General features: G+C 39.6%; 23 protein-coding genes. 17 read left to right on the top strand and 6 right to left on the bottom strand.

Features of this window, described 5'->3' with window-relative positions; translation table 11 throughout:
- Positions 1 to 10: 10 nt before the first annotated feature.
- From lpdA to J580_RS07170, 3 genes are read left to right on the top strand one after another with little or no spacing between them, the layout of a single operon-like run.
- Positions 11 to 1414 carry a dihydrolipoyl dehydrogenase gene (gene lpdA / locus J580_RS07160; RefSeq protein ID WP_001287527.1) on the top strand — a complete coding sequence of 468 codons (1404 nt, stop codon included), beginning with the start codon at positions 11 to 13 and terminating at the stop codon, positions 1412 to 1414.
- Between the two features lie 26 nt (positions 1415 to 1440).
- Positions 1441 to 2226, top strand: a complete 786-nt coding sequence (locus J580_RS07165) for an acetoin reductase (RefSeq protein WP_032003590.1) — start codon at positions 1441 to 1443, stop codon at positions 2224 to 2226.
- 29 nt (positions 2227 to 2255) lie between these two features.
- On the top strand, positions 2256 to 3314 hold the full coding sequence (locus tag J580_RS07170; RefSeq protein ID WP_000642313.1) for a 2,3-butanediol dehydrogenase: 1059 nt from the start codon (positions 2256 to 2258) through the stop codon (positions 3312 to 3314).
- Between the two features lie 47 nt (positions 3315 to 3361).
- On the opposite strand, the gene J580_RS07175 is transcribed toward J580_RS07170, so the two are convergent.
- The gene (locus J580_RS07175) at positions 3362 to 4273 is read right to left on the bottom strand and encodes a bestrophin family protein (protein ID WP_032003591.1); all 912 of its coding nucleotides are present in this window, start codon (positions 4271 to 4273) and stop codon (positions 3362 to 3364) included.
- A 69-nt stretch (positions 4274 to 4342) separates the two neighbouring features.
- Positions 4343 to 5611, bottom strand: coding sequence for a sigma-54 interaction domain-containing protein (locus tag J580_RS07180; protein ID WP_032003592.1), 1269 nt, complete (start codon positions 5609 to 5611; stop codon positions 4343 to 4345).
- Positions 5612 to 5802: 191 nt separating this feature from the next.
- On the opposite strand from J580_RS07180, the gene J580_RS07185 reads away from it, so the two are divergent.
- The 4 genes from J580_RS07185 (at position 5803) to J580_RS07200 (ending at position 10323) form a co-directional block, all read left to right on the top strand.
- Complete coding sequence (locus tag J580_RS07185; RefSeq protein WP_032003593.1) at positions 5803 to 6498, top strand: MBL fold metallo-hydrolase; 696 nt, start codon at positions 5803 to 5805, stop codon at positions 6496 to 6498.
- Positions 6499 to 6507: 9 nt separating this feature from the next.
- Positions 6508 to 8163: a bifunctional protein tyrosine phosphatase family protein/NAD(P)/FAD-dependent oxidoreductase gene (locus tag J580_RS07190; protein ID WP_032003594.1), complete on the top strand. Its 1656-nt coding sequence runs from the start codon at positions 6508 to 6510 to the stop codon at positions 8161 to 8163.
- 254 nt (positions 8164 to 8417) lie between these two features.
- The gene (locus tag J580_RS07195) at positions 8418 to 9209 is read left to right on the top strand and encodes a sulfite exporter TauE/SafE family protein (protein WP_032003596.1); all 792 of its coding nucleotides are present in this window, start codon (positions 8418 to 8420) and stop codon (positions 9207 to 9209) included.
- A gap of 109 nt (positions 9210 to 9318) precedes the next feature.
- Entirely contained in the window at positions 9319 to 10323 is a 1005-nt protein-coding gene (locus tag J580_RS07200; protein ID WP_032003597.1) for a homoserine dehydrogenase, read from the top strand.
- Between the two features lie 31 nt (positions 10324 to 10354).
- Here J580_RS07200 and J580_RS07205 read toward each other — a convergent pair whose 3' ends face one another.
- A complete protein-coding gene (locus tag J580_RS07205) occupies positions 10355 to 11272 on the bottom strand; it encodes a DMT family transporter (protein WP_032003598.1) in 918 nt (305 codons plus the stop codon).
- A gap of 166 nt (positions 11273 to 11438) precedes the next feature.
- Here J580_RS07205 and J580_RS07210 point away from each other — a divergent pair, with 166 nt between their 5' ends.
- Positions 11439 to 12293: a helix-turn-helix domain-containing protein gene (locus tag J580_RS07210; protein ID WP_032003599.1), complete on the top strand. Its 855-nt coding sequence runs from the start codon at positions 11439 to 11441 to the stop codon at positions 12291 to 12293.
- On the opposite strand, the gene J580_RS22925 is transcribed toward J580_RS07210, so the two are convergent.
- Positions 12290 to 12685: a winged helix-turn-helix transcriptional regulator gene (locus J580_RS22925; protein WP_080759654.1), complete on the bottom strand. Its 396-nt coding sequence runs from the start codon at positions 12683 to 12685 to the stop codon at positions 12290 to 12292. The two genes, J580_RS07210 and J580_RS22925, sit on opposite strands and share 4 nt — an antisense overlap.
- A gap of 95 nt (positions 12686 to 12780) precedes the next feature.
- On the opposite strand from J580_RS22925, the gene J580_RS07220 reads away from it, so the two are divergent.
- Positions 12781 to 13389 (top strand): FMN-dependent NADH-azoreductase, encoded by a 609-nt coding sequence (locus J580_RS07220; protein ID WP_032003600.1) that lies wholly within the window; start codon positions 12781 to 12783, stop codon positions 13387 to 13389.
- An 83-nt stretch (positions 13390 to 13472) separates the two neighbouring features.
- On the opposite strand, the gene chrA is transcribed toward J580_RS07220, so the two are convergent.
- A complete protein-coding gene (chrA, locus tag J580_RS07225) occupies positions 13473 to 14822 on the bottom strand; it encodes a chromate efflux transporter (protein WP_032003601.1) in 1350 nt (449 codons plus the stop codon).
- 241 nt (positions 14823 to 15063) lie between these two features.
- Between chrA and J580_RS07230 the strand changes: the two genes are divergently transcribed.
- The 8 genes from J580_RS07230 to J580_RS07265 are packed head-to-tail and all read left to right on the top strand — an operon-like array spanning position 15064 to position 22275.
- Complete coding sequence (locus J580_RS07230) at positions 15064 to 15807, top strand: GntR family transcriptional regulator (protein ID WP_000080816.1); 744 nt, start codon at positions 15064 to 15066, stop codon at positions 15805 to 15807.
- Between the two features lie 28 nt (positions 15808 to 15835).
- Entirely contained in the window at positions 15836 to 17569 is a 1734-nt protein-coding gene (locus J580_RS07235; RefSeq protein ID WP_032003602.1) for a fumarate reductase/succinate dehydrogenase flavoprotein subunit, read from the top strand.
- A 20-nt stretch (positions 17570 to 17589) separates the two neighbouring features.
- The gene (locus J580_RS07240; RefSeq protein ID WP_002049790.1) at positions 17590 to 17835 is read left to right on the top strand and encodes a 4Fe-4S dicluster domain-containing protein; all 246 of its coding nucleotides are present in this window, start codon (positions 17590 to 17592) and stop codon (positions 17833 to 17835) included.
- Between the two features lie 19 nt (positions 17836 to 17854).
- Positions 17855 to 19285 (top strand): ABC transporter substrate-binding protein, encoded by a 1431-nt coding sequence (locus tag J580_RS07245; RefSeq protein ID WP_032003603.1) that lies wholly within the window; start codon positions 17855 to 17857, stop codon positions 19283 to 19285.
- A gap of 34 nt (positions 19286 to 19319) precedes the next feature.
- Positions 19320 to 20174: an ABC transporter permease gene (locus J580_RS07250; RefSeq protein ID WP_032003604.1), complete on the top strand. Its 855-nt coding sequence runs from the start codon at positions 19320 to 19322 to the stop codon at positions 20172 to 20174.
- 1 nt (position 20175) lies between these two features.
- Positions 20176 to 21015, top strand: a complete 840-nt coding sequence (locus tag J580_RS07255) for an ABC transporter ATP-binding protein (protein ID WP_032003605.1) — start codon at positions 20176 to 20178, stop codon at positions 21013 to 21015.
- Positions 21012 to 22010 carry a HEAT repeat domain-containing protein gene (locus tag J580_RS07260; RefSeq protein WP_032003606.1) on the top strand — a complete coding sequence of 333 codons (999 nt, stop codon included), beginning with the start codon at positions 21012 to 21014 and terminating at the stop codon, positions 22008 to 22010. The genes J580_RS07255 and J580_RS07260 overlap by 4 nt, the downstream gene beginning before the upstream one ends.
- Entirely contained in the window at positions 21994 to 22275 is a 282-nt protein-coding gene (locus J580_RS07265; RefSeq protein ID WP_005305048.1) for a DUF971 domain-containing protein, read from the top strand. Before J580_RS07260 ends, J580_RS07265 begins: the two co-directional genes overlap by 17 nt.
- A 39-nt stretch (positions 22276 to 22314) precedes the next feature.
- Here J580_RS07265 and J580_RS07270 read toward each other — a convergent pair whose 3' ends face one another.
- The gene (locus J580_RS07270; protein WP_032003607.1) at positions 22315 to 23601 is read right to left on the bottom strand and encodes an MFS transporter; all 1287 of its coding nucleotides are present in this window, start codon (positions 23599 to 23601) and stop codon (positions 22315 to 22317) included.
- Between the last annotated feature and the right edge of the window lie 269 nt (positions 23602 to 23870).

Here is a 23870-nt window from a genome sequence, read left to right on the forward strand (position 1 = left end):
GAGAACCCGCATGTCAGAAGCTCAATTTGATTTAATTGTGATTGGCGCGGGACCGGGTGGGTATGTGGCTGCAATTCGTGCAGCCCAGCTCGGGTTAAAAACCGCAATTGTAGAAGAGCGGCATTTAGGCGGAATTTGTCTAAATTGGGGCTGTATTCCAACCAAAGCTTTGCTTGCAGGGGCAGAGCTCGCAACCCAGTTTAAACATGCCGGACAGTTTGGTTTTCAGGTATCGCAACTCGATTTTGATATCCAAAAGCTTGTGCAACATAGCCGACAAGTTTCAGCACAGCTTGTACAAGGTATCGATTACTTACTTAAAAAGAATCAGGTCACTGTTTTTAATGGTCGTGCTCAGCTTACGGCGAAAGAAAAACTTGAAGTGACCGATGCTCAAGGTAATAGTCAGGCTTTAAGTGCGCCACATATCATCTTGGCAACTGGAGCTAAAGCCCGACATGTTCCTCAACTTCCTGTCGATGGAACATATGTCTGGAGCTATAAAGAAGCACTGGTTCCCGAGCAGTTACCAAAAAGCTTATTGGTTGTAGGCTCAGGTGCAATTGGCAGTGAGTTTGCTAGTCTTTATCAAGACTTGGGTTGTCAGGTCACGCTTATTGATTTAGCCAAGCAGATTTTACCAACCGAAGACGCAGAAGTTGCTCAATTTGTTAGAAAACAATTTGAACAAAAAGGTATGAAAGTCTTAACCGATGCTGTCGTTCAAAGTATTCAGATTGAAAATGAGCAAGTCCACTGTGTGGTTGAAACGGCAAATGATGTTCAAACGCTTGTTTTTGACCGCGTGCTTTCGGCAATTGGTGTACAGCCGAATACCACGGGGCTAGGACTAGAACGTTTAGGTGTAGAACTCAATCCACAAGGTTTCGTGGCAATTGATGACTATTGTAAAACCAACGTAGCAGGACTTTATGCCATTGGTGATGTTGCTGGAGCGCCGTGTCTCGCTCATAAAGCAAGCCATGAAGCCATGATATGTGTCGAGAAAATCGCTGGTGTGGCAAACGTCCATTCACTCGACCGTAGCCAGATACCCGGTTGTATTTTTACACATCCACAAGTGGCGAGTATTGGTTTAACGGAAAATGCAGCAAAAGCTAAGAATCTACCTATACGTATTGGTAAGTTTTCTTTAACTGCAAATGGTAAAGCTTTAGCAATTGGAGATGCGTCAGGTTTCGTTAAAACGGTGGTACATGCAGAAACGGGCGAGCTGCTTGGTGCACATATGGTGGGTCATGAAGTGACCGAACATATCCAAGGATTTGCCATTGCGAAATATCTAGAAGCAACTGATGAAAGTTTAGCTCAAGTGATTTTCCCGCATCCAACATTATCAGAAGCCATGCATGAATCCATTTTGGCTTCAATGCAACGAGCGATTCATATGTAGAAATTCTACATTTACAGGAGTTGAACATGGTTAAGGGATTAAAAAATAAAGTCGCTTTAGTGACTGGGGCAGCCCAAGGCATTGGCCGTGGGATTGCCCTGCGCTTGGCGCAAGAAGGGGCACATATTGCATTAGTTGATATGAAACAAGATCGACTGAACGATGTGCAGCAGGAAATTCAAGCTTTAGGTGTAAATGCGAGCACATTTATTGCCGATGTAAGTGACCGCGAGCAAGTGTATGCTGCTATAAATCATGCTGAGCAGACACTTGGTGGGTTTGATGTCATGATTAATAACGCTGGAATTGCACAAGTTCAAGCGATTGCTGATATCACACCTGATGAATTCCAAAAAATTGTTGATATTAATATTGGTGGAGTGCTGTGGGGAATACAGGCTGCTGCTGCAAAATTTAAACAACGCCAACATAAAGGTAAAATCATTAATGCTTGCTCAATTGCAGGCCACGATGGGTTTGCTTTACTTGGTATTTACTCGGCAACCAAATTTGCGGTACGAGCACTTACCCAAGCTGCGGCGAAAGAATATGCCAGTCACGGTATTACGGTAAATGGATATTGCCCCGGAATTGTCGGAACTGACATGTGGGTGGAAATCGATAAACGTTTTGCTGAAATTACCAGTGCCGCAATTGGTGAAACTTATAAAAAGTATGTGGAAGGCATTGCTTTAGGTAGAGCCCAAACACCAGACGATGTAGCCGCATTAGTTGCTTTTCTGGCAAGTGAAGATTCGGACTATATTACGGGTCAATCCATTTTAACAGACGGCGGAATTGTCTATCGCTAAAACAACATCCTGATTTAAGGGAGATAATAATGAAAGCAGCACGTTTTTATGACAGAGGCGATATTCGTATTGAAGATATCCCTGAACCAGAAGTCACTCCCGGCACTGTAGGTATCAAGGTGGCTTGGTGTGGAATCTGTGGTACAGATTTGCACGAATTTATGGAAGGGCCAATTTTTATTCCACCGTGTGGGCATCCGCATCCTATTTCAGGCGAATCTGCGCCGATTACTATGGGACATGAGTTTTCAGGTGTAGTTTATGCCGTAGGTGAAGGTGTTGATGATATTGAAATTGGTCAGCATGTCGTCGTAGAGCCTTATATTGTGGCCGATGATGTGCCGACTGGACCGGGTGACAATTATCATCTTTCCAAAAATATGAACTTTATTGGTTTAGGTGGCCGTGGCGGTGGTTTGTCGGAGAAAATTGCGGTTAAACGCCGTTGGGTACACCCAATTTCCAATAAAATTCCGCTAGATCAGGCAGCCTTAATTGAACCGTTATCGGTAGGTCATCATGCTTTCGTACGTAGTGGTGCAAAGGCTGGTGATATTGCACTTGTTGGTGGTGCAGGCCCCATTGGTTTGTTGCTTTCGGCAATTTTAAAAGCCAAAGGTCTTAAGGTCATAATTACCGAGTTAAGTGCAAAACGTAAAGAAAAAGCCAAAGAGTCGGGTGTTGCAGATTATATTTTAGACCCGTCAGAAGTTGATGTTGTTTCTGAGGTCATGAAAATTACTAATGGCGATGGTGTTGATGTTGCATTTGAATGTAGTAGCGTTAACAAGGTATTGGATACTTTGGTTGCGGCAGTAAAACCAACAGGTGTTATTGTTATTGTTTCGATTTGGAGCCATCCAGCATCAATTAATGTGCATAGTGTAGTAATGAAAGAGCTTGATGTACGAGGCACAATTGCCTATGTAAATGACCATCAAGAAACTATTAAACTGGTTGAAGAAGGTAAAATAAATCTGGAACCTTTTATTACGCAGCGTATTCAACTTGATGATTTGATTTCACAAGGTTTTGAAACTTTAATTCATAATAATGAGTCGGCAGTTAAGATTATTGTACATCCATAAATAAGTACTTAAACCTATAAAAAAGAGCGATGATTCGCTCTTTTTTATTAAAGTAAATTGTTGTTTTGAGCTTCAATAATAGGGGGTAATGGCTGTCCTAAAGAACTTAGAGACTCCCGCTCAATCAAACGTACAATTGAATCAAGCGGTAAATCATTTTCTTGCAAACCAAAAGGTTCTTCAATTTGAGCACTTAACGCATCTAAACCTAAAAACATATAAGCGATTAAGCCGACAATAAGCGGTGTCCAAATACCTAAAGCTGCTTCAAGGCTAAAAGGTAATATGAAACAAAAACAGTAAACAGCACGATGTAAAAGCACTGAATATGAGTAGGGTAAAGGCGTGCCAGCAATTCGGTCACAACCCGCTTGGATATTGCCTAGCTCAACAATATGTCGATTTAGCGTGCTATAGATAATGTCACTAATTTCGCCGTCTTTTAGAGCTTTGACTAAATCTTTTTGAATGTTTTCGAGTACAAATTGCGGTGCATTAATATGCTCATTTAAATAATTAAGTGAAGAGTTATTTAAATAGGCATGCTCAAGAAATTTGGTGGGTTCGACTGTTTGTTGACGTAAACGATCACGCAATAAATTACTAAAAATTAAGACCTGATGAATTAAATGTTCACGTTGTTCATTAGATAAAACATGGCTATCTCTAACAATATGTCTGGCATTGGCAATTAAAGCACCCCAGAGCTTGCGACCTTCCCACCATCGGTCATAACACGCGTTATTTCTAAAACCCGTACAAATCGAAAGAATCACGCCAAAGATGGTAAATCCGATCGCGGGTACGGTAGGAATTTGAATCCAATGATAATAAGAGAGCCAGACCACACATGCTGAAATAAGTACCACAAAACTCAGTGCAGGCAAAACCTTCGGCAAAATTGTTCCTTTCCAAGCAAATAATAATTTAAATACGTTGCTTTTATCACGGACAATCATATAAAGCCTTTGAACTAACGAACCTAACCAAGTGCAATATGATACGCCTTAGATGAGCTAAATACCTAGCTAAAGCTTATGCTTTTGTCTGTATCGCCAAAGAGTAGTGCGGCTAATTCCAAAAATATTCGCGACCATATTCAGGTTATGGTTATATTTTTCTAAAGCAGCTTGTACATTTTCAGGGGTAAGCTCTGTATTTGTTTCAGGTAATTTAACGTAATCCTCTGCATTTAATAGCTCATTTGGTAAGTCCTCAACTTCAATTTCGTCCTTACCATTTGCCATAGTTAAGGCATAAAGCAAAGTGTTTTTAAGCTCACGAACATTTCCCGGCCAGTCATAGTTTAATAAAACTTGCATAGCTTTTTGATTGACATGACGAGGCATGGTGTCGAGTTGAGTTGAGCTTTCTTTTAAAATTTGATCGACAATAAGAGGAATATCGACTTTTCTCTCTCTGAGTGGTGGTATAAAAATTGGAATCACCCGCAAACGGTAGAGTAAATCATGGCGGAAACGCCCAGCCTTAGCCTCTTCGCGTAAAGCTTTATGTGTGGCTGTAATAATGCGGACATTGGCTTGAATAGGTTTTTCACCACCTACAGGAGTAAATTCACCTGTTTCTAACACCCGTAATAATTTAGCTTGTAGTTCTAAGGGAATCTCAGCAATTTCATCCAGAAACAGCGTTCCACCAGCGGCACGTTCAAACACGCCTTTATGGTCACGGATTGCTCCCGTGAAAGCACCTTTCACATGCCCGAAGAGTTCACTTTCTAGAATATTGGCATTGAGAGCAGCACAGTTAATCGCTACAAAAATCTTATTTTTACGTTGGCTATAATCATGAATTGCTTTTGCCACAAGTTCTTTACCGCTACCAGATTCGCCGCGAACGAGCACTGGAAACTCAGTAATAGCAACTCTTTGAATGATTGAAAACATACGAGCCATTTCTGGTGAGCAACTATTGAAAACTTTAGCCAAGTCTTGCAATTGGTCTGTTAGCTCTGTTTCAGCAAGGTCATTCTCTATGCTAACGGGCTGTAGAATATGTAATTTCCCGATAATGCGATGCTCTGCGATGTAAATATCATTTTCCTGATAGATAAATCGCTTTCTCATTTTAGGAGTATTGATTTCGAGATATTGATTGTGATGATCTTGAGTAAGCGCTGCCATGCTCTCAACAGAAATGTCATCTGTATTAAATTTATAGTGAATTGCTTGAGTCGTTGTATCTGCTAAAAACAGACTCGCATTTGGGAATAAAGCTTTTAATTGCTCAAATAAAATAAAAAAATCTTGTTCTGACTCAAAATTTAGCTTTGCCATTTTATATGTTTCACAATCGTTTCATTGAAACATACTTGAGTTTCAAAGGAACATCAAGCTGAGTTTTTTTTCTAATTTTAATTTTACTTATTATTTTAAGCATTTGATTTTTATATTTATTATTTAATTTTAAATAATTGGCATCTTATTTGCAAAATATAGGAAAGAAATAAATTATTGGGGTATAAATCATGTTCTTTAAGCAGTTTTTTGAAAAAGAAAGTTCGACTTATACATATATGCTTGGATGTGAAGAAACACGAGAGGCTGTTTTAATTGATCCAGTCGCATCAGATATTGAGATTTATACAAAAGAATTAGAGCAGCATCAATTTACGCTCATCTATACCTTAGATACTCATGTTCATGCAGACCATATTACCGCTGCAAATTTACTTCGTGAACGTTTCCATTGCAAATCGGTTTTACACCGAAACTCAGATGTAAGTTGCGGAGATATTTTAATTACAGATGGTTGCATGCTTAAGGTTGGCAATCTCAGTATTGAAGCACGTTATACACCAGGTCATACCAATGCTTGTACCAGTTATTTAGCAGGAAATATGGTTTTCACTGGTGATGCATTATTAATTGACGGCTGCGGTCGAACTGACTTCCAGCAAGGTAATGCAGCTATACTTTATGACAGTATTCACAAACAACTTTTCAGCCTACCAGACGAGACTATTGTGTATCCAGGGCACGATTATAAAGGTCGTCTGTCTTCAACAATTGGTTATGAACGTTTAAATAATTCACGTCTAGGTCAAAATCGCTCGCGTGAAGATTTTATTAAATTAATGAATAACTTAAATCTGCCATATCCAAAACAAATCGATAAAGCGCTACCTGCCAATCAGGCTTGTGGTTCAACCTCACAATCATAAGGTGGCAATATGGAACTTAAACGAGTTAATCAAGAATTTTATGTTGCGGGCCAGATTACTGCCGATGATGTCGCAAAAATTGCAGGCCAAGGAATAAAAACTCTGATATGTAACCGTCCAGATGGAGAAGGTGCAGACCAACCCAATGTAATTGAAATTGAAGAAGCAGCTCAGCAATATGGTCTAAGCGTATTTTACCAACCTGTTACCAGTGGCAAAATTACCGACCAACAAGTTGCTGAGTTTAAACAGCTTTATCAGAATGCCCAAAAACCTGTTTTAGCGTATTGCCGTTCTGGTATGCGTGCAATAAGTTTATGGGCTGTAGCCGAAGTTGCCCCACAAGATGTAGCACTGTTAGTTGAATCGGGTAACAAACTTGGTTTTAACTTAAAAGGCTTAGTGCCACGTATTTTAAAACGTGATCATGAACCAGCGACAATTCCTTGTTATAGCGTTGTGATTGTGGGCGCTGGAGCAGCAGGAATTTCTGTAGCATCGAGCTTACTGTCTCGCGAACCTCATTTAGATATTGTCATTATTGATCCGGCAGATACCCATTATTATCAACCGGGCTGGACCATGGTCGGTGGCGGTATTTTCAAACCACAAGTAACCGCACGCTCAATGGCAAGTGTGATTCCTTCAAAAGTGAAGTGGATGAAAGCAGCAGTTGCCGGATTCGATCCTGAGCATAATCAAGTTATTTTGGAAGGATGCCAACCCATTCAATATAAAGCTTTGGTCGTCTGTCCTGGTTTAAAACTGAATTGGCATGGAATTGAAGGTTTAGTCGAAACCTTAGGTAAAAATGGGGTGACGTCTAACTATCGTTATGATTTAGCGCCGTATACATGGGAACTGGTGCAACAATTAAACGGTGGAAAGGCAATCTTTACCCAACCGCCTATGCCGATTAAATGTGCAGGTGCTCCTCAAAAAGCGATGTACCTTTCAGCCGATTACTGGTTAAAGGAAGGCAAACTTAAAGATATCTCTATTCATTTTTATAACACTGGCGCTGTTTTATTTGGTGTGAAGGAATATGTACCTGCACTAATGCAATATGTCGAAAAATATGGCTCTGAACTTCATTTTAACCATCAACTTGTCAAAGTAGATGGGCCTGCAAAAAAAGCATGGTTTAAGGTAGTGAACAATGAAAATGCAGCATTGGTCGAGACTGATTTCGATATGTTGCATGTTGTTCCACCGCAACAAGCCCCAGACTTTATTCGTGCCAGTACACTCACTGATGAAGCAGGCTGGGTGAGCGTGAATCCTCAAACCCTACAACATACACAACATGCCAATATTTTTGCTTTAGGCGATGTGATGAATGCACCTAATGCCAAAACTGCTGCTGCGGCACGAGCACAAGCTCCGATCGTTGCAGTAAATGTTCTCGCACAACTGAACGGTGAGCAAAACTTTTGTGAATACAACGGCTATGGTTCATGTCCACTCACTGTCGAGCGAGGAAAAATCGTTCTAGCTGAGTTTGGTTACGGCGGCAAATTACTCCCAAGCTTTCCGAAATGGGTGATTGATGGGCAAAAGCCATCTCGTTTGGCTTGGCTGCTTAAGGAGCAGATTTTACCGCCGATTTACTGGCAAGGCATGCTTAAAGGCCGCGAGTGGATGGTCAAACCTGAGCGAGGATAAGTAAAGCAACGCTTTACCCGAGCGCAAGACGAGAACTATGTTCGAGTGGAAGAGGATAAACAAAGCAATGCTTTGTCCTGAGAAGCGGTTAAAGCTTCGCAAGAAGACGAGAGCTGTGCTCGAGTGGAAGAGGATAAACAAAGCAACGCTTTGCCCTGAGAAGCGGTTAAAGCTTCGCAAGAAGACGAGAATCTACTTCCTCATTAACCAGCAGTCTACTGCAAATGATGTATATGCAATTTTAGGCTTTTGATATGTTATTACTTGTCGTTGAAGGCATCGTGATTGGCTTTTTACTTGGTCTTACTGGTGCAGGTGGGGGTATTCTTGCTGTACCCGCGCTTATGACCAGTCAAGGCTGGAGTGTGGCTCAAGCTGCGCCGATTGGGTTATTGGCGGTTGCGCTATCTACTCTCATAGGAACCATTGAAGGCTTATTTAAAAAGATTGTTCGTTATCGTGCTGCGATCTGGATTGCCTTAATTGGTGCTCCTATGGCACATATCGGCATTTTAATAGCTAACACGATTTCACCTATTTGGCTCATGTTAATGTTTAGCTTGGTCATGTTTACAGTGGGTTATCGACTTATTAGTAACCGAGTATCAGACTTTCATAACCCGCCGTGTCAGGTCAATCCAAGTACAGGACGCTTTATCTGGAATTTTAAAACTGGTGGTGTACTTGCCGGCATTGGAATTATTGCGGGGCTTTTAACTGGGATGCTCGGTGTAGGTGGCGGCTTTGTAATTGTGCCAGCACTTAGAAAAGTCACAAATTTGGATATGCATAGCATTGTTGCAACGTCACTTATGATTATTTTTCTCATTAGTGGAATGAGTATTGTGATGCATATTGCAGAGGGTTTTCACTATCCAGTAGGCATTACTAGTGCGTTTGCGCTCGCATGTGCAGTTGGTATGTTATTAGGGCGCAGAGCTATTCGTTTTATTCCGTCTGCAATTGTGCAAAAAGTCTTTGCTTTAATGGTTTTTGCTGTCGCAATTTATATGGTCATTAAGATAGTTAATCTAACAAATATCTAAGTAATATAGTATTTTAACTATCTCTGTAGTTAGCAATTTTCCAAAGACGAGATGTTAAAATTCTCTTGGGAAATTTGATTTAAACGATATAAATTTTTGAGAAAGCGATATGAAGCGAGTTAACGTAGCAATTTGTGGTTTTGGACGGATTGGGCAACAAATTGCAGAGCTTCTTTTAAATAGATCGACATACTATAAACAAAAATATCAAATTGATGCCCGTTTAGTGGGCGTCTGCAAATCATCATCAGGTTTAATTGATCAAGAAGGTTTACACGCTTCAAAGTGGCTAGATAAAACAAAATATCAAGTAGGCCTAACAGAGCAAAAGTTTTTAGAACAGGTTCAAGCAGATGTCATTATTGAGACAGGGCCAAGTGACTATGTGACAGGTGGAAAAGGCCTATTTTATTTAGATTATGCTTTAACACATAGCATGAATGCGATTGCGGTATCTAAAGGTGCTTTAGTCGTAGATGGTAAAAAATTAGTTAACTTGGCACATCAGCACAATAAAAAACTATTTTTTAGCGGTGCGACAGCTGCTGCCTTACCAACTGTTGATTTGTTTGAATATAACTTAGCTGGCTGCCAAATTTTAGAAATAGAAGGTGTGTTTACAGGCACCACGAATTTTATTTTGAATGATATGTTGCAACATGAATGTGCGTTTGCAGAATCTCTTGAAAAAGCTCAAGCAAAAGGTATTGCAGAACCTGACAGCTCTTTCGATGTAGATGGATGGGATACTGCTGCAAAAATTACGATACTAGCCAATACTGTTTTAGGAGCTGATATAAAAATTCAAGATATTCCAAGACAAGGAATCAGTCATGTCACAGCCGATCTTATCCGTGATTGGAAAAAAGAAGATTTAATTCCTCGTCTGGTTGGTTTTATTCATCTGAAAAATCAGCAAATTCAAACAGGTGTTGAGTTACGTTTAGTTCCGATAAATCACCCTTTTGCTCATCTGCAAGGTTCTAATAAATGCGTTCGGGTGTTAACGCAAGAAATGGGTGAGCTTGTTGTAAGTGGAGGAGCATCTGCGCCTTTAGCTACAGCAGCCGCGGCTTTAAAAGATTTTGAGTTGATGATAAAAATGGGCTGCTAAAATTAATCATGATTTATAAAAAAGCAGGCTATTATGCCTGCTTCTCACAATTTTTTTGACTATTAAATAACTTTTTTCCAATTTCTAACTTACTAAACATTAAGTAGTTACCAAGTAAGATTAATAAAATTCCAAATACCGCATTTAAAGTCCATACATATCCTTCAAAGAAAGTAGAAACTGTTAGAGCAACTAAAGGAAAGAGCAACGTGCTATAGGCTGCTTTGGCTGCGCCAATTCGTCCAACAAGAGAAAAGTAAGCAGAGAACCCAATAACCGTACCAAATACAGCCAAGTAAAGTACCGAGCTTAAAAATGGGAAATTCATTGGAGGCATTAAATCTTGGCCAGTAAATAAAGCTAGACTTAACATCACCAATGCCCCATAAGTCATGGCATAACAATTTGTTGAAAAAATATTTAGGCCACGTTTTTGGTGTCTAACACTAATCATGTTCCCTAAAGAAAAACCGTAAGTACCTATTGCACATAGTCCGATACCCATTAATAACTGTATATTAAATTGGCTATTAATCAGGTCATGCCAGAACAGTAAAACAATACCAATTAGACCCAGAATTGCAGCTGGTGCAAAGTTTGGGGAAGGTTTTTGCTTAAAAAAGATAAGCGCATTAATGGCATTAAAGAAAACAGCCATCGAAAAAATAACGGACTCTAAACCGCTGTTTACATATTTAACGGCGGTATAAAAACAAATAAAGTTTAGGCCGAAAACACAAAGGCCTTGCAGCATACAAAACAAGTGATCTTTTAAAGCAATTCGCTGTAATTTTCCTGAAAATAATAAAACAACCCACAGTAATAAGGCTGAAATAGCAAAACGCCATAAAATTGCGACAACTGGTGTTGCATAATGGCTTTGAACCGCAATTCCAATCCATGTTGTTCCCCAAATCAACACCACCGCAACATAGAGTAAAATATTCATAACTTCATCCTCGATTACCAAACTTAAGTATCTAGGATTGCTTTATTTTTCACGTATATATTCTTGTGTTGTACATGCAAGATCTTGCGTTTTTTATAGATCTAAACTAGCTGAATTTTGCGGAATATGGTTAACTTAAGCTCAATGATATTCGTTTTAATTTTGCATGGCCTATCAAACTTTAGAACAGCTACAGCAATCTAAAGCCAAGCTTCACGAGACTGTGGTGCTTGATGAGAATATGCAACTTGCATTTTGGTCTAATCAGCAAGATCGTGTAAGTGTCTGTAGCGATCACCACACATTAAGTCTCTATATTCAAGATGGCTATGAAAGCTATCAAAAAACCCCTGCGGGCTGGAAAAATGGCGGTGGGCCGGGTCGTTTTTGTTTGTTGCCTGAACATCAGGAGTCGACTTGGGATATACGTGGTGGGCTTAAATTCGTTCACCTATATTATACCGACCAACATTTGCGTGATGTTGCTGAAAAAATATGGGACAAAGAACCTAATCAAATTGAACTAAATGAAGTTGTCTTTAATGATGACGAAAAGATTCGAGCGCTTTATCAGTTTTTCTTGCTAGATTGTGATTGGAAAGATTCAGCAAACCATTTACAAATGAGTACCACTGCTAGTTTATTGTTAAATCATTTAATTCGAAGATATAGCAATGTTAAATGGCAGCAACCTATCATTAAAGGTGGGCTCGCTCCTCATAAACTCAAATATATTCAAGACTGGATTGAAGATCATCTAGATCAGGCACTCACTTTGTCTGATTTGGCGAATGTTGTGAATTTAAGCGAATACCATTTTGCTCATATGTTTAAACAGTCCATGAATATGGCACCTCACCAATATGTCATGCAAAGACGCTTAACCAGAGCCAAAGGGCTAATTCAGTCATCTCAGCTTTCTTTGCAAGATATTGCCCTAGTATGTGGGTTTAGTTCAGCAAGCCATTTAAGTCATCGCTTTAAACAGTTTTATGGTATGAGTCCTTCACAGTTACGTTAAACGTCTAATGTAATTGGTTTATCTTGAGCTGCATCAAACGCAGCTCTTGCCGCATCAATATCCGCAATGTGCTGCTGAGCCCATTGGCCTAAAGCAATTACAGGTTCTGTAAGTGAATGACCGAGTGGAGTTAATTCATATTCAACATGAGGTGGAACTACAGGATAAACCGTACGTTTAACTAATCCATCTCTCTCTAAACCACGCAAACATAAGGTAAGCATACGCTGCGATATTCCATTGATACTTCTTTTAATTTCAGAAAAGCGATGAGAACGTGATGCAAGCGTCATTACAATGAGTATACTCCATTTCTCGCCAACTCTAGCCAATACTTGACTGACTCTCTGGCAATCTGAACTTTGGATATCGTGAGGTATGGTTACAGTCATATTACTTGGTTCCCAAAATGTGCCTTCTTGTGCATAAGCATAATAGTAGTAACATAATTAGTTCAAGTAACAATTTTATACTATGGGTATAAACGATGAAACTACTTCAAATTGACACAAGTATTTTAGGTGAGCAGTCTGTTAGCCGCCAGCTCACCTCATCTGTTATTGGAAAGCTCAGCGCAGCTTATCCAGATGCAGAATTTATTCATCACGATTTTGCTTTAGAACCAATTCCTCATTTATCTGATGCTGAGTTTTTGGCATGGCAAGGTGTTGAACCTAATAATGAAATAGCGCAGCAACATGTTGCACGAAACACCCAATATTTGGACGAGTTCTTATCGTCAGATATCGTTGTAATCGGCGCGCCAATGTACAACTTTAGCTTCCCATCACAGTTAAAAGCGTGGCTTGACCGACTATCTGTTGCTGGAAAAACTTTCCGTTATACGGAAAACGGTCCTCAAGGTTTAGTAGAAGGTAAACGTGTCATTATTGCTTCTTCGCGTGGCGGTGTGTACTCAGAAGGTTCACCAGCCGAAGCTTTAGACTATCAAGAAACTTATATCAAAGCATTTTTCAATTTTATTGGTGTGACTGATATTACTTTTGTGCGCGCGGAAGGGATCGCTTTCGGCCCAGAAGCACGTCAAGCTGCCTTAGATAATGCAGCAGCACAAATCGCACAATTAGCGGGTTAAAAATATAAACAGCCGAACAGTAAAGAAACTGTTCGGCCTTATTGAGATTTTGATTTTAAGAAATCAATAGGATCAGTAAATAATTAGAAGAAAGTGACAGCTAGTCCAACCAACGCTGATGCAAAAATCACATATAACACGTTCACGTTAAAGCGGAATAAAGCAATAAATGCAGCCACAGTAATGAAGGCTGCAACAATGTCAAAATGCCCTGAAAAGCCTTGTGGCCATAACACGTGATAACTAAAAAATAGTGCGAGATTTAAAATTACACCGACCACAGCCGCGGTAATTGCAGTGAGTGGCGCAGTAAATTTAATTTCATTATGTGTAGATTCAATAATGGGCGCACCCGCAAAAATAAATACAAATGAAAAGAGAAAGGTAAACCAAGTGACAATGACTGCACCAAGTACTCCAGCAAAAAATAGATGCTCAGAGCCAAGTAATGAATGATTGACGCCTCCTAAAAAGCCAACAAAAGCCACTACCATAATCAGTGGACCCGGTGTAGTTTCACCTAAAGCTAAACCATCAATCATTTGTGTAGGTGAAAGCCATCCAAAATGATTTACAGCTCCTTGATAGACATAAGGTAAAACTGCATAGGCCCCCCCAAACGTAAGTAAAGCAGCTTTGGTAAAGAACCACGCCATTTGAGTATAAGAATGATGCCATCCAAAATATGCGCCTAAAACTAAAATTGGCAATAGCCATAAAGCGATTGCTACAAAAATAAGTTTAGCTAACCGCAACCAATGGAATTTAGCGTGCTTTGGTGTTGGGGTCTCATCATCAATAAATGCCGGACCATAATCTTTTTGACTGGCTTTATGTCCAGCCGCGGAGGAAAATAGTTCTGGGTACTTTTTACTCGCTAAATAGCCAGCAATACCAGCTGATAAAACGATAAGCGGGAAAGGAAGCTTTAAGACAAAGATGGCAAAGAACGCCGCAATTGCGACGATCCATAAAAACTTATTTTTAAGCGAACGGCTACCTATACGGTACGTTGCATGAAAGACAATTGCGGTGACGGCAGGCTTGATTCCGTAGAAAATACCTGCAATAACGGGAACATCTCCAAATTTTATGTAAACCCAAGACAGTCCAATTAAAATAAATAAGGAGGGTAATACAAATAGAATACCTGCAACTAATCCTCCAGCAGTTCTATGCATGAGCCAACCAATGTAGGTTGCTAATTGCTGTGCTTCAGGACCAGGTAATAACATGCAGTAGTTCAGGGCATGCAAAAATCTTTTTTCGGATATCCAGCGTTTTTGCTCAACGAGTTCCTGATGCATCACAGCAATTTGTCCAGCTGGTCCCCCAAAGCTAATAAAGCCGAGCTTGAGCCAAAATAAAAAGGCTTGCCAGAAGGTGACTTGTACCACTGAATCATCAGGGGTATTTTGTTGTTTTTGTTGCATATTATCCCCTAAAAAATAATATTAATTTTTACGTTTATGGCATAACGGAGTATGTTTTATAGCATAACAAACACAAATGTATTTTTTATGATAAAAATTCAACTTTTATAGATAACTATTTATTAATTTATTGATATTAAATGAAATTATTTTTTTAACTAAAGTTATCGCTTTAAATTATTTCCAAAGCTGAAACATTTTAAACATTATTTGCTCAAGTTGTTATAACAGGTTGTGAGCCGTGAGCCAGCTACCCCAAGATCCCAAAAATCATAAGCCTCTTTACGATCAGTTAAGGGAACTCATCCTTAACAAAATTGTAAATGGTGAATATGCCGTGTTGAGCCAAATTCCATCTGAAAACGAATTTGCTGAACAGTTTGGTGTAAGCCGAATCACAGTTCGCCAAGCACTCAACCAATTACAGTTGGAAGGTTATATTTTTAAGGTGCCAGGTAAAGGGACCTTTGTAAGTAAGCCAAAAACATTCCAGAACATTTCAAGTTTGCAAGGTTTTGCAGAAGCAATGTCATCTGCTGGTCACGAAATTTTAAACCGTGTCATCTCGGCCGAGCTTAAGCAGATCCCAATGCACGTTGTACCCAAATTAAAGTTACCTGTTAAAGCCAATGTGTATGAAATTCAACGTGTTCGTTTACTCAACCGTCAGCCAGTGTCTTATGAGTTGACTTATTTGCCAGAACATATTGGTTTGAAACTTAAAGAAAAAGCGATTGATTTACGTACAACCGATATTTTCAAGGCATTAGAACAAGAGTGTGACATCCCTTTGGGACATGCGGATTTAAGCATTGATGCCACTGTTGCGGATGAGGAATTAGCGGCTTTGTTGCAAGTCGAAATCGGAACTCCTGTATTACGGGTTGAACGTTTGACTCATGACGCAAATGGCCAACCGATTGACTATGAATATCTCTATTTCTCGGGCGATACCTTCCAGTACCGTTTACGTATTCATCGTTAATAACTCAAATAAAAATAAGGAATATTCAATGGAAACTAAATATCTTGAGTTCGATATTGTGGTGATTGGTGGTGGAACTGCAGGGCCAATGGCTGCGATTAAAGCAAAACAAGAAAACCCCAATTTAAAAGTCTTGCTCATTGAAAAGGCGAATGTAAAACGCAGTGGGGCGATTTCAATGGGAATGGATGGGTTGAATAATGCTGTCATTCCGGGCTACGCAACACCTGAGCAATACACCAAAGAAATTACCATTGCTAATGATGGGGTAGTTAACCAAACCACTGTATATGCATATGCAAAGCATAGTTTCACAACCATTCAACAGCTCGATCAATGGGGCATTAAGTTTGAAAAAGATGAGACAGGCGAATTTGCAGTAAAAAAAGTACATCACATGGGGGCATATGTTTTACCAATGCCTGAAGGCCATGACGTTAAAAAAGTTTTATATCGTCAGTTAAAGCGTGCTCAAGTCAAAATTAATAATCGGATCGTCACCACAAAGCTTTTAAAAAATGAGCAAGGTGCAATCAATGGTGTAGTTGGTTTTGACTGTCGTAGTGGCGATTTCTATGTCATTAAAACGAAAGCTGCCATTTTATGTTGTGGTGCAGCAGGGCGTTTAGGTTTACCAGCTTCTGGCTACTTAATGGGAACTTATGAGAACCCAACCAATGCGGGTGACGGCTATGCAATGGCATACCATGCCGGTGCTGAGCTTGCCAACTTAGAATGCTTCCAAATCAATCCACTGATTAAAGACTATAACGGTCCGGCTTGTGCCTATGTAACTGGTCCCCTAGGAGGTTATACGGCCAATAGTAAAGGTGAACGTTTCATTGAATGTGACTACTGGAGTGGTCAAATGATGTGGGAATTTTATCAAGAATTGGAAAGTGGTAATGGTCCTGTTTATTTAAAAGTAGATCATCTGGCCGAAGAAACCATTCAAACTATTGAAGAGATTCTACATACCAATGAGCGCCCAAGCCGTGGTCGTTTCCATGAGGGCCGAGGAACCAATTACCGTCAAGATATGGTGGAAATGCATATTTCAGAAATTGGTTTCTGTAGTGGACACAGTGCTTCTGGTGTATGGGTTAATGAAAAAGCTGAGACTTCGGTTAAAGGCTTATACAGTGCAGGTGATATGGCGGCTGTACCTCATAACTATATGCTTGGTGCATTTACCTACGGATGGTTTGCGGGTGTAAATGCTGCGCAATACGTAAATGCAATTGAAGATAGCGAATTAAACCAAAGCGAAATAGAAGCAGAAAAAGCTCGAATATTTGCGCCACTGGATTGCTCAGAAGGTTTACCTCCAGAACAAGTGGAATATAAGCTGCGCCGTTTTGTAAATGACTATTTGCAGCCCCCTAAAACTCGCCAAAAAATGGAAATTGGGCTCAAACGTTTTGAAGAAATCAAACAGGATATTAAGCGAATCTCTGCAAGAAACCCGCATGAATTGATGCGTGCTGCTGAAGTTTCTTTTATTCGAGACTGCGCGGAAATGGCTGCTAGAGCCTCACTGTTTAGAGAAGAAAGCCGCTGGGGACTGTACCACTATAGAGCAGATTTCCCTCAAAAAAATAACTCGGATTGGTTCTGTCACGCTCATTTGAAAAAAGATGAACACGGCAACATGGTCAGTTTCAAAAAGCCAATCGAGCCTTATGTGGTTCCGATTAATCAAGATGAAGCTGTGTCGTATGACCGTTTACGCATTCAAAAAGATGTTGCTCTAGCAGACTAAATAAATCAGGAATTTAAATCATGGCTTTTATTTTTAAAGAAGTTCAACACCGTACTGTCGCACCCGTCATTATCGATGAAGATAAATGTATTGCTGATAAAGGATGCACAGTCTGTGTAGATGTTTGTCCAATGGACTTATTAGCAATCGATCCAATAACTCAAAAAGCTTTCATGCAGTTTGATGAATGTTGGTACTGCATGCCTTGTGAAAAAGACTGCCCAACAGATGCAGTCAAAGTAAATATCCCGTACCTACTCAAATAATTAATTTGGAATACGTAACATGAGACAAAATAAATTGATCAATAAAAAACTATTACTCAGTAGCTTAATTGGTGCCATTGTACTTGGCACTTTGGGGTGCAGTAGTAAAACAGAAACTGTTCGTGTAGCGATTGGCACACAAGACACGACTATTAACTGCGCAACAGGTGGGTTGCTCATTCGTGAATTGAATTTATTACCAAAATATTTGCCTAAAGATGGTAAATACAAACACGTTAAATATGACATTCAATGGAAAAACTTTACCTCTGGTGCACCACTTACCAGTGAGATGGTAGCTGGGCGTCTAGATTTGGGAGCAATGGCTGACTTTCCTGCTGTTAATAATTTAGCGGCATTTAAAAAAGCTGGGAAAGAAAGCATATTTTTAGCGCCATTGTCGGGCAGTATTAATGGTAGCGGTAATGCGATTGTTGTTCCAATTGAATCAAAAGTAACATCACTCAAAGAACTAAAAGGACAAACCATTTCCGTACCTTTTGCCTCAACTGCTCATGGACTGTTACTGCGAGCGATTCAAGCTGAAGGCTGGCAACTTGATAAAGATATTAAAGTGATTGCTCAAGCGCCAGAAGTGGCAGGGCCTGCATTAAAAAGTCACAAGATTGCTGCACATGCTGACTTCGTACCATTCGGAGAGTTATTTGCTTATCAAGGTTTTGCCAAAAAAATCTATGATGGTTCACAAGCAAAATCACCCACATTTCATGGTTCACTTGCGAGCAAGGATTATGCACAGCAGCACCCAGAAGTCATAAAAGCTTATTTACAGGCAACTATTGAAGCGAATCGATTGGTTCGCGAACAACCTGAAAAATATAGTGAATTTATTGCTGAAAAAACAGGTATTCCTGCTGAAGTGGTCTATCTGTTTCATGGTCCACTAGGTCTCCAAACTCGTGACTTAACTTGGAAACCTGAATATCGAAAAGCGACTCAAATTGCGATAGACACATTAAAAGTTTTAGGCAAAAACGACGGTACGCTTGATGTAAGTAAATTTATTGATGATCAATATATTAAGGATGCATTTCAGGCATCTGGACTTAATTACAGCCAGCAATTGGCTGACTATGCAAAATCACCTTTAGTTGCCAATGACGCTTTAACGGGACAACCCATCAAAACATTTGATAGGGTGACTCAAATTTGGGTAAAGGGTGAAGAAAAAGTGCGTAGCTATGAAACACCTGAGAATGCTTTTTCTGATTTAAAGAAAATTCAAGCCGATGGAAAAACGGTGCGTGTGGTTTATAGCCAAGATCATCAGTCCGACATTAAGTTACTTGCCAATCTGGCATGGTATGCCACAGATAAAGCAGGACAAATTCAGGCCTTTTTATTAAAAGATGATGCTGAAAAATGGGCTAAACAACAGGGCGGAAAAGTATATGACTTTAAAGCTATTCAGCTTGTAACACAGAGCTGATGTGTTGTCTTACCTAATGAGCAGGAGGTGACGAATGAGTAGTTTAGTCCAAACAAAACCTAAAAACCAAAGTACATTTTTGATTAAATTTTTCCAACAATTGAGGTTATATCCGACGCATTTAAAAAACTACGCGATTGCTTTTATATCGATAGTTTTCTGGATAGTCATTTGGCAAGGCCTAGCTCAGTTTAAAATAAATTTAGGTATTGTGAACTTTAGCAATGTACCCACACCTTTAGATGTTATTCATGCACTGTGGACTTTCTTTCAACTCAGCACTGCATTTGAACATGTTGAATCTAGTGTTTTTCGCGTAGTAGTTGGTTTTGTATTGGCAGCTCTAATTGGTGTAGGTATTGGTTTGTTAGCAGGACGTTATCAAAAAGTTGCTGCATTTCTAATGCCGCCATTAGAAGTATTACGTCCAATTCCAGCAGTTGCATGGATTCCTTTAGCAATTCTGATTTTTCCATCATCAGAAGCTTCCATGATTTTTATTACCTTTATTGGGGCTTTATTTCCAATTTTATTAAACACTGTACATGGTGTTGGTGCAGTTGACCCAAGACTCGTTGCATCTGCGAAAAGTCTAGGTGCTTCTGATCTCGCCATTATTCATGAAGTCATCATTCCGGGAGCATTACCGAACATCATTACCGGTTTATCTATTGGAATGGGTACTTGTTGGTTCTGTTTAGTGACTGCCGAAATGATTTCAGGCCAACACGGAATTGGATACTTCACATGGGAATCGTTCACCTTGCAAAACTATAGCAATATTGTGGTTGGCATGGTGTTGATCGGAGCCTTGGGTATGTTTAGCAGTACCTTGGTGCGTGTGATTGGAAACCGATTTACCCCATGGTATCAACTGAGGAAATCATAAAATGTCAATTACACAAGGCCATGTGCGTATTCAAAATCTATCTCTACATTTAGGTCAAGCTAAAAATCGTTTTCAGGCATTAGATCGGGTTAATTTCGAAATACAACCGGGCGAGTTTATATGTCTACTTGGCCCGTCGGGTTGTGGTAAATCAACATTATTAGGCGCTTTAGCAGGGCATTTACCGATTAGTTCTGGGACTTTAACGGTCGATGATGAATCGATATTTGAACCGCATCCAGACAGAGGTTTGGTGTTCCAGCAACATACCTTATTTCCATGGAAAAGTGTGCTTGAAAATATTGCCTTTGGTTTAAAAATGAAAGGGATCGCCAAACAAAAGCGTATTGAACAAGCTCAGAAAATGATTGATCTGGTCGGGCTTAAAGGTTTTGAACATAAATTTCCAGCCGAACTTTCTGGTGGCATGCAGCAACGGGTTGAAATTGCGAGAGTACTGATTAATCAACCTCGCATTTTATTAATGGATGAACCTTTTGGTGCGTTAGATGCTCAAACTCGTTTAAAAATGCAAATGCTATTACTCGAAATTTGGCAAGAAATTCAAACGTCGGTTTTATTTATTACCCACGATATTGATGAGGCACTTTTTTTAGCCGATCGAGTGTTGATTATGAGCCATCGACCTGGACGAATTATTGAAGAAATTCCGCTTAAGTTTGAACGCCCAAGAGACGTTGAGCTTGTAACAAGTAGTGAATTTACCGCCATTAAAAAACATTGCATCCAGACCTTAAAAGATGCCACTCAACAAGAAGAGTTAAGCCGCTTAAATCCATTAGGGCTTGGAAAGAAATCACAAATTAAGGAATACGAATGAGTTTTTATTATCAAGCTTTAGATGACCTCGATGAATATAATGAGGAATTTCTTGCACAGCTTAATCACGCAGATGAAAAGATTCGCTTTGTTGCTTTAATGAATATTGGTGATGAAGAAAGTCCGGATTTACTTCCTTGGTTACATGCAGCACTACAACACGACTCTTCAGCTTTAGTTCGTGAAGAGGCGGCAAAAAAATTAGAAAGTTGGGAAGATCCAACCAGTTTGCAGGTATTAGCTCGAGCCTTATTTGATGCTGATCTGAATGTGAAACAAGCTGCTAGCCAAAGCTTAAGTGAAGTTAAAAATGCGGTATCTGCCCAGATCCTTGCACCTTATTTAAAGCATACGGATACTTTCGCTCTTAGTGCAATTCTGCGTGCTTTAAAACCTTTACGACCACATCAATTATTTGAAGAGATATCCGCTTTGGTACACCACGAAGATGCACTTGTACGCCGTGAGGCAGTCAGTGCATTAAGTTGGTTACAACAAGACCAAGCGATTAGGATATTGGCAAAAATTGTAGAAACAGATACAGATGATGAGGTCCGCCGCATTGCAACAGGAGGTTTAGCTTATAGTCAGAGTATATCCACAGAGGTCATCCAAGCACTTCAACATTCTTTAATTTCGGAAAGTTGGCAACTAAGAGTCGAAGCTGCACTTACGATTGGAAAATTACATATCATTCAGCTTGAAACGCCCTTAATTCATGCTTTATCTGACTTGTATTGGCAAGTATGTATTGCAGCAGTACGGAGCTTGGGACTACTTAAATCACATCTGGCAGTTGCTCATTTGACTGATAACTTTAAGCATGAAATTAGTAATTTACGTAAAGAAGTCGCTTTAGCACTCGGTGAAATTGGTACATCCGAAGCTCAGAATCTATTAGAACAACATCAAAATGACCCTGACCCAGAAGTACGAAAAGCGATTCGTATTGGATTAAATCAAATTGGTGAGGTGAAATATGCAAGCCAGACCTGATATTCGTGTCGATACTACAAATAAACAGGTTCACTTTATATGGACTGATGGTTTAAGCGTATCTTTGAGCCATCAAAATTTAAGGGAAATTTGCCCATGTGGCTTTTGCCGAGCGAAGCGAATTAAGCAAATTAAAATTGAAGATCAAAATGTCGAAGTAACAGCTATGTTCGATCAAGGTTACGGTGCCCAAATTTGTTTTAGTGATGGGCATGATAAAGGGATTTTTCCGTGGGCTTTTTTAAAAGAATTTGCTAAGTGCTAAAAAATGCCTTCTGCTTGGGACAGAAGGCATCTCATTTACTTAATGATCATGTTCTAAATAATCTGGTTTTTTCGGAAGCGCAAGGCTACATAAGAAACAGATAATCAGCATGACAATGACATATATAAAGAAGGTATTTTCAATTCCGGCAGCTTTGAACTGTAAGGCAACCGAAGGTGCAGAACCACCAAACAGCGCATTACCTACTGCATACGAAAAACCTACGCCTAAAGCTCGTACATGAGGTGGGAACATCTCCGCTTTTACCAAACCACTAATAGAAGTATAGAAGCTGAGTAACATCATCATAAAAATAAGTAGCAAGGTAATAATGATCGGCGAATCAATATAGGCACGCATCCCGATCACCATGACGGGGTAAATAAAAATGGCGGACAATAAGCTAAAGGCCAGCATTGAAGAGCGTCGCCCAATACGGTCGGAAATTGCACCAAATACAGGTTGAGCACACATATAGACAAATAGGGCGAAGGTCATGATATAACCAACGGTTTTTCCATCCATCCCTAAATTGGTTAAATAGGTTTTTGAATAAACGGTCTCTACATAAAACGTTAATGAACCAGCAGAAGTGTATCCAACCACCAATAAAAAGGTTTTCCAATGTTTCTTAAAGAGTTCTCTTAAGCTACCAGATTCTTTTCGTTCGCTATCTTGATGAGAAAGTGTTTCTTCTAAGCGACTACGTGCAAGCAAAGAAAAAATTGCTGCAATACCACCAATAACAAACGGAATACGCCATCCACCATCATGTAATTGTTGTTCACTTAAGAACGTTAATAAAATTACACCAAGTAAGCTGGCAAGTAATTGACCACCAGAGAGGGTGACATATTGGAAAGACGAGTAAAAACCACGTTGGCCTTTTAAGCCTAATTCACTCATATATGTTGCTACTGCACCATATTCACCACCAACCGATAAGCCTTGAAGTAAGCGCACTACCAGTAAAAGAAAAGGGGCAAATAAGCCAACTTGGTCATAAGTAGGTAGGTCTGCAAATAGAAAAGAACTCAAAGCCATCAGACAAATTGAGATGACCATCGACTTTTTTCGACCATGTCGGTCTGCAATTCGTCCAAATACCCAACTACCAATAGGACGCATAAAAAAGCTTGCAGCGAATACGCCCCAAACATAGATAGATTTAGTCGTACTATCCATATCAGGTGCTGTTAATGCTTGAGTAAAGTAGGCAGCAAATACTGCATAGATATAAAAGTCGAACCATTCAACTAAATTACCAGAGGCTGCGCCTACAATCCCACGTATTCTGCTACGTTTTTCTTCCTGAGTGTATGTCATATTTCTTCCATCATTTTGCAGACAAAAATGAGGAATTTTTAGATATGCTGGATAGAAAATAGAATGAAACTTTAAATATCACTCAATCCTGAGCACTTCCTTAAATTCCTAACCATTCATTTTTTCTAATTTTAAAATTCGTTTCTAGTAAGATTACGTCCTTTTGTTCGATTTAAAGATAATTTTACCAATGATCGAACACTTCCTTTCATTTAACTTAATAATTAATTCTATTTAAAATCAGTGAGCTAATTTACAACGGTACTTTT

The organism is Acinetobacter sp. 1542444, from assembly GCF_000581835.1.
Classification (GTDB): domain Bacteria; phylum Pseudomonadota; class Gammaproteobacteria; order Pseudomonadales; family Moraxellaceae; genus Acinetobacter; species Acinetobacter pittii.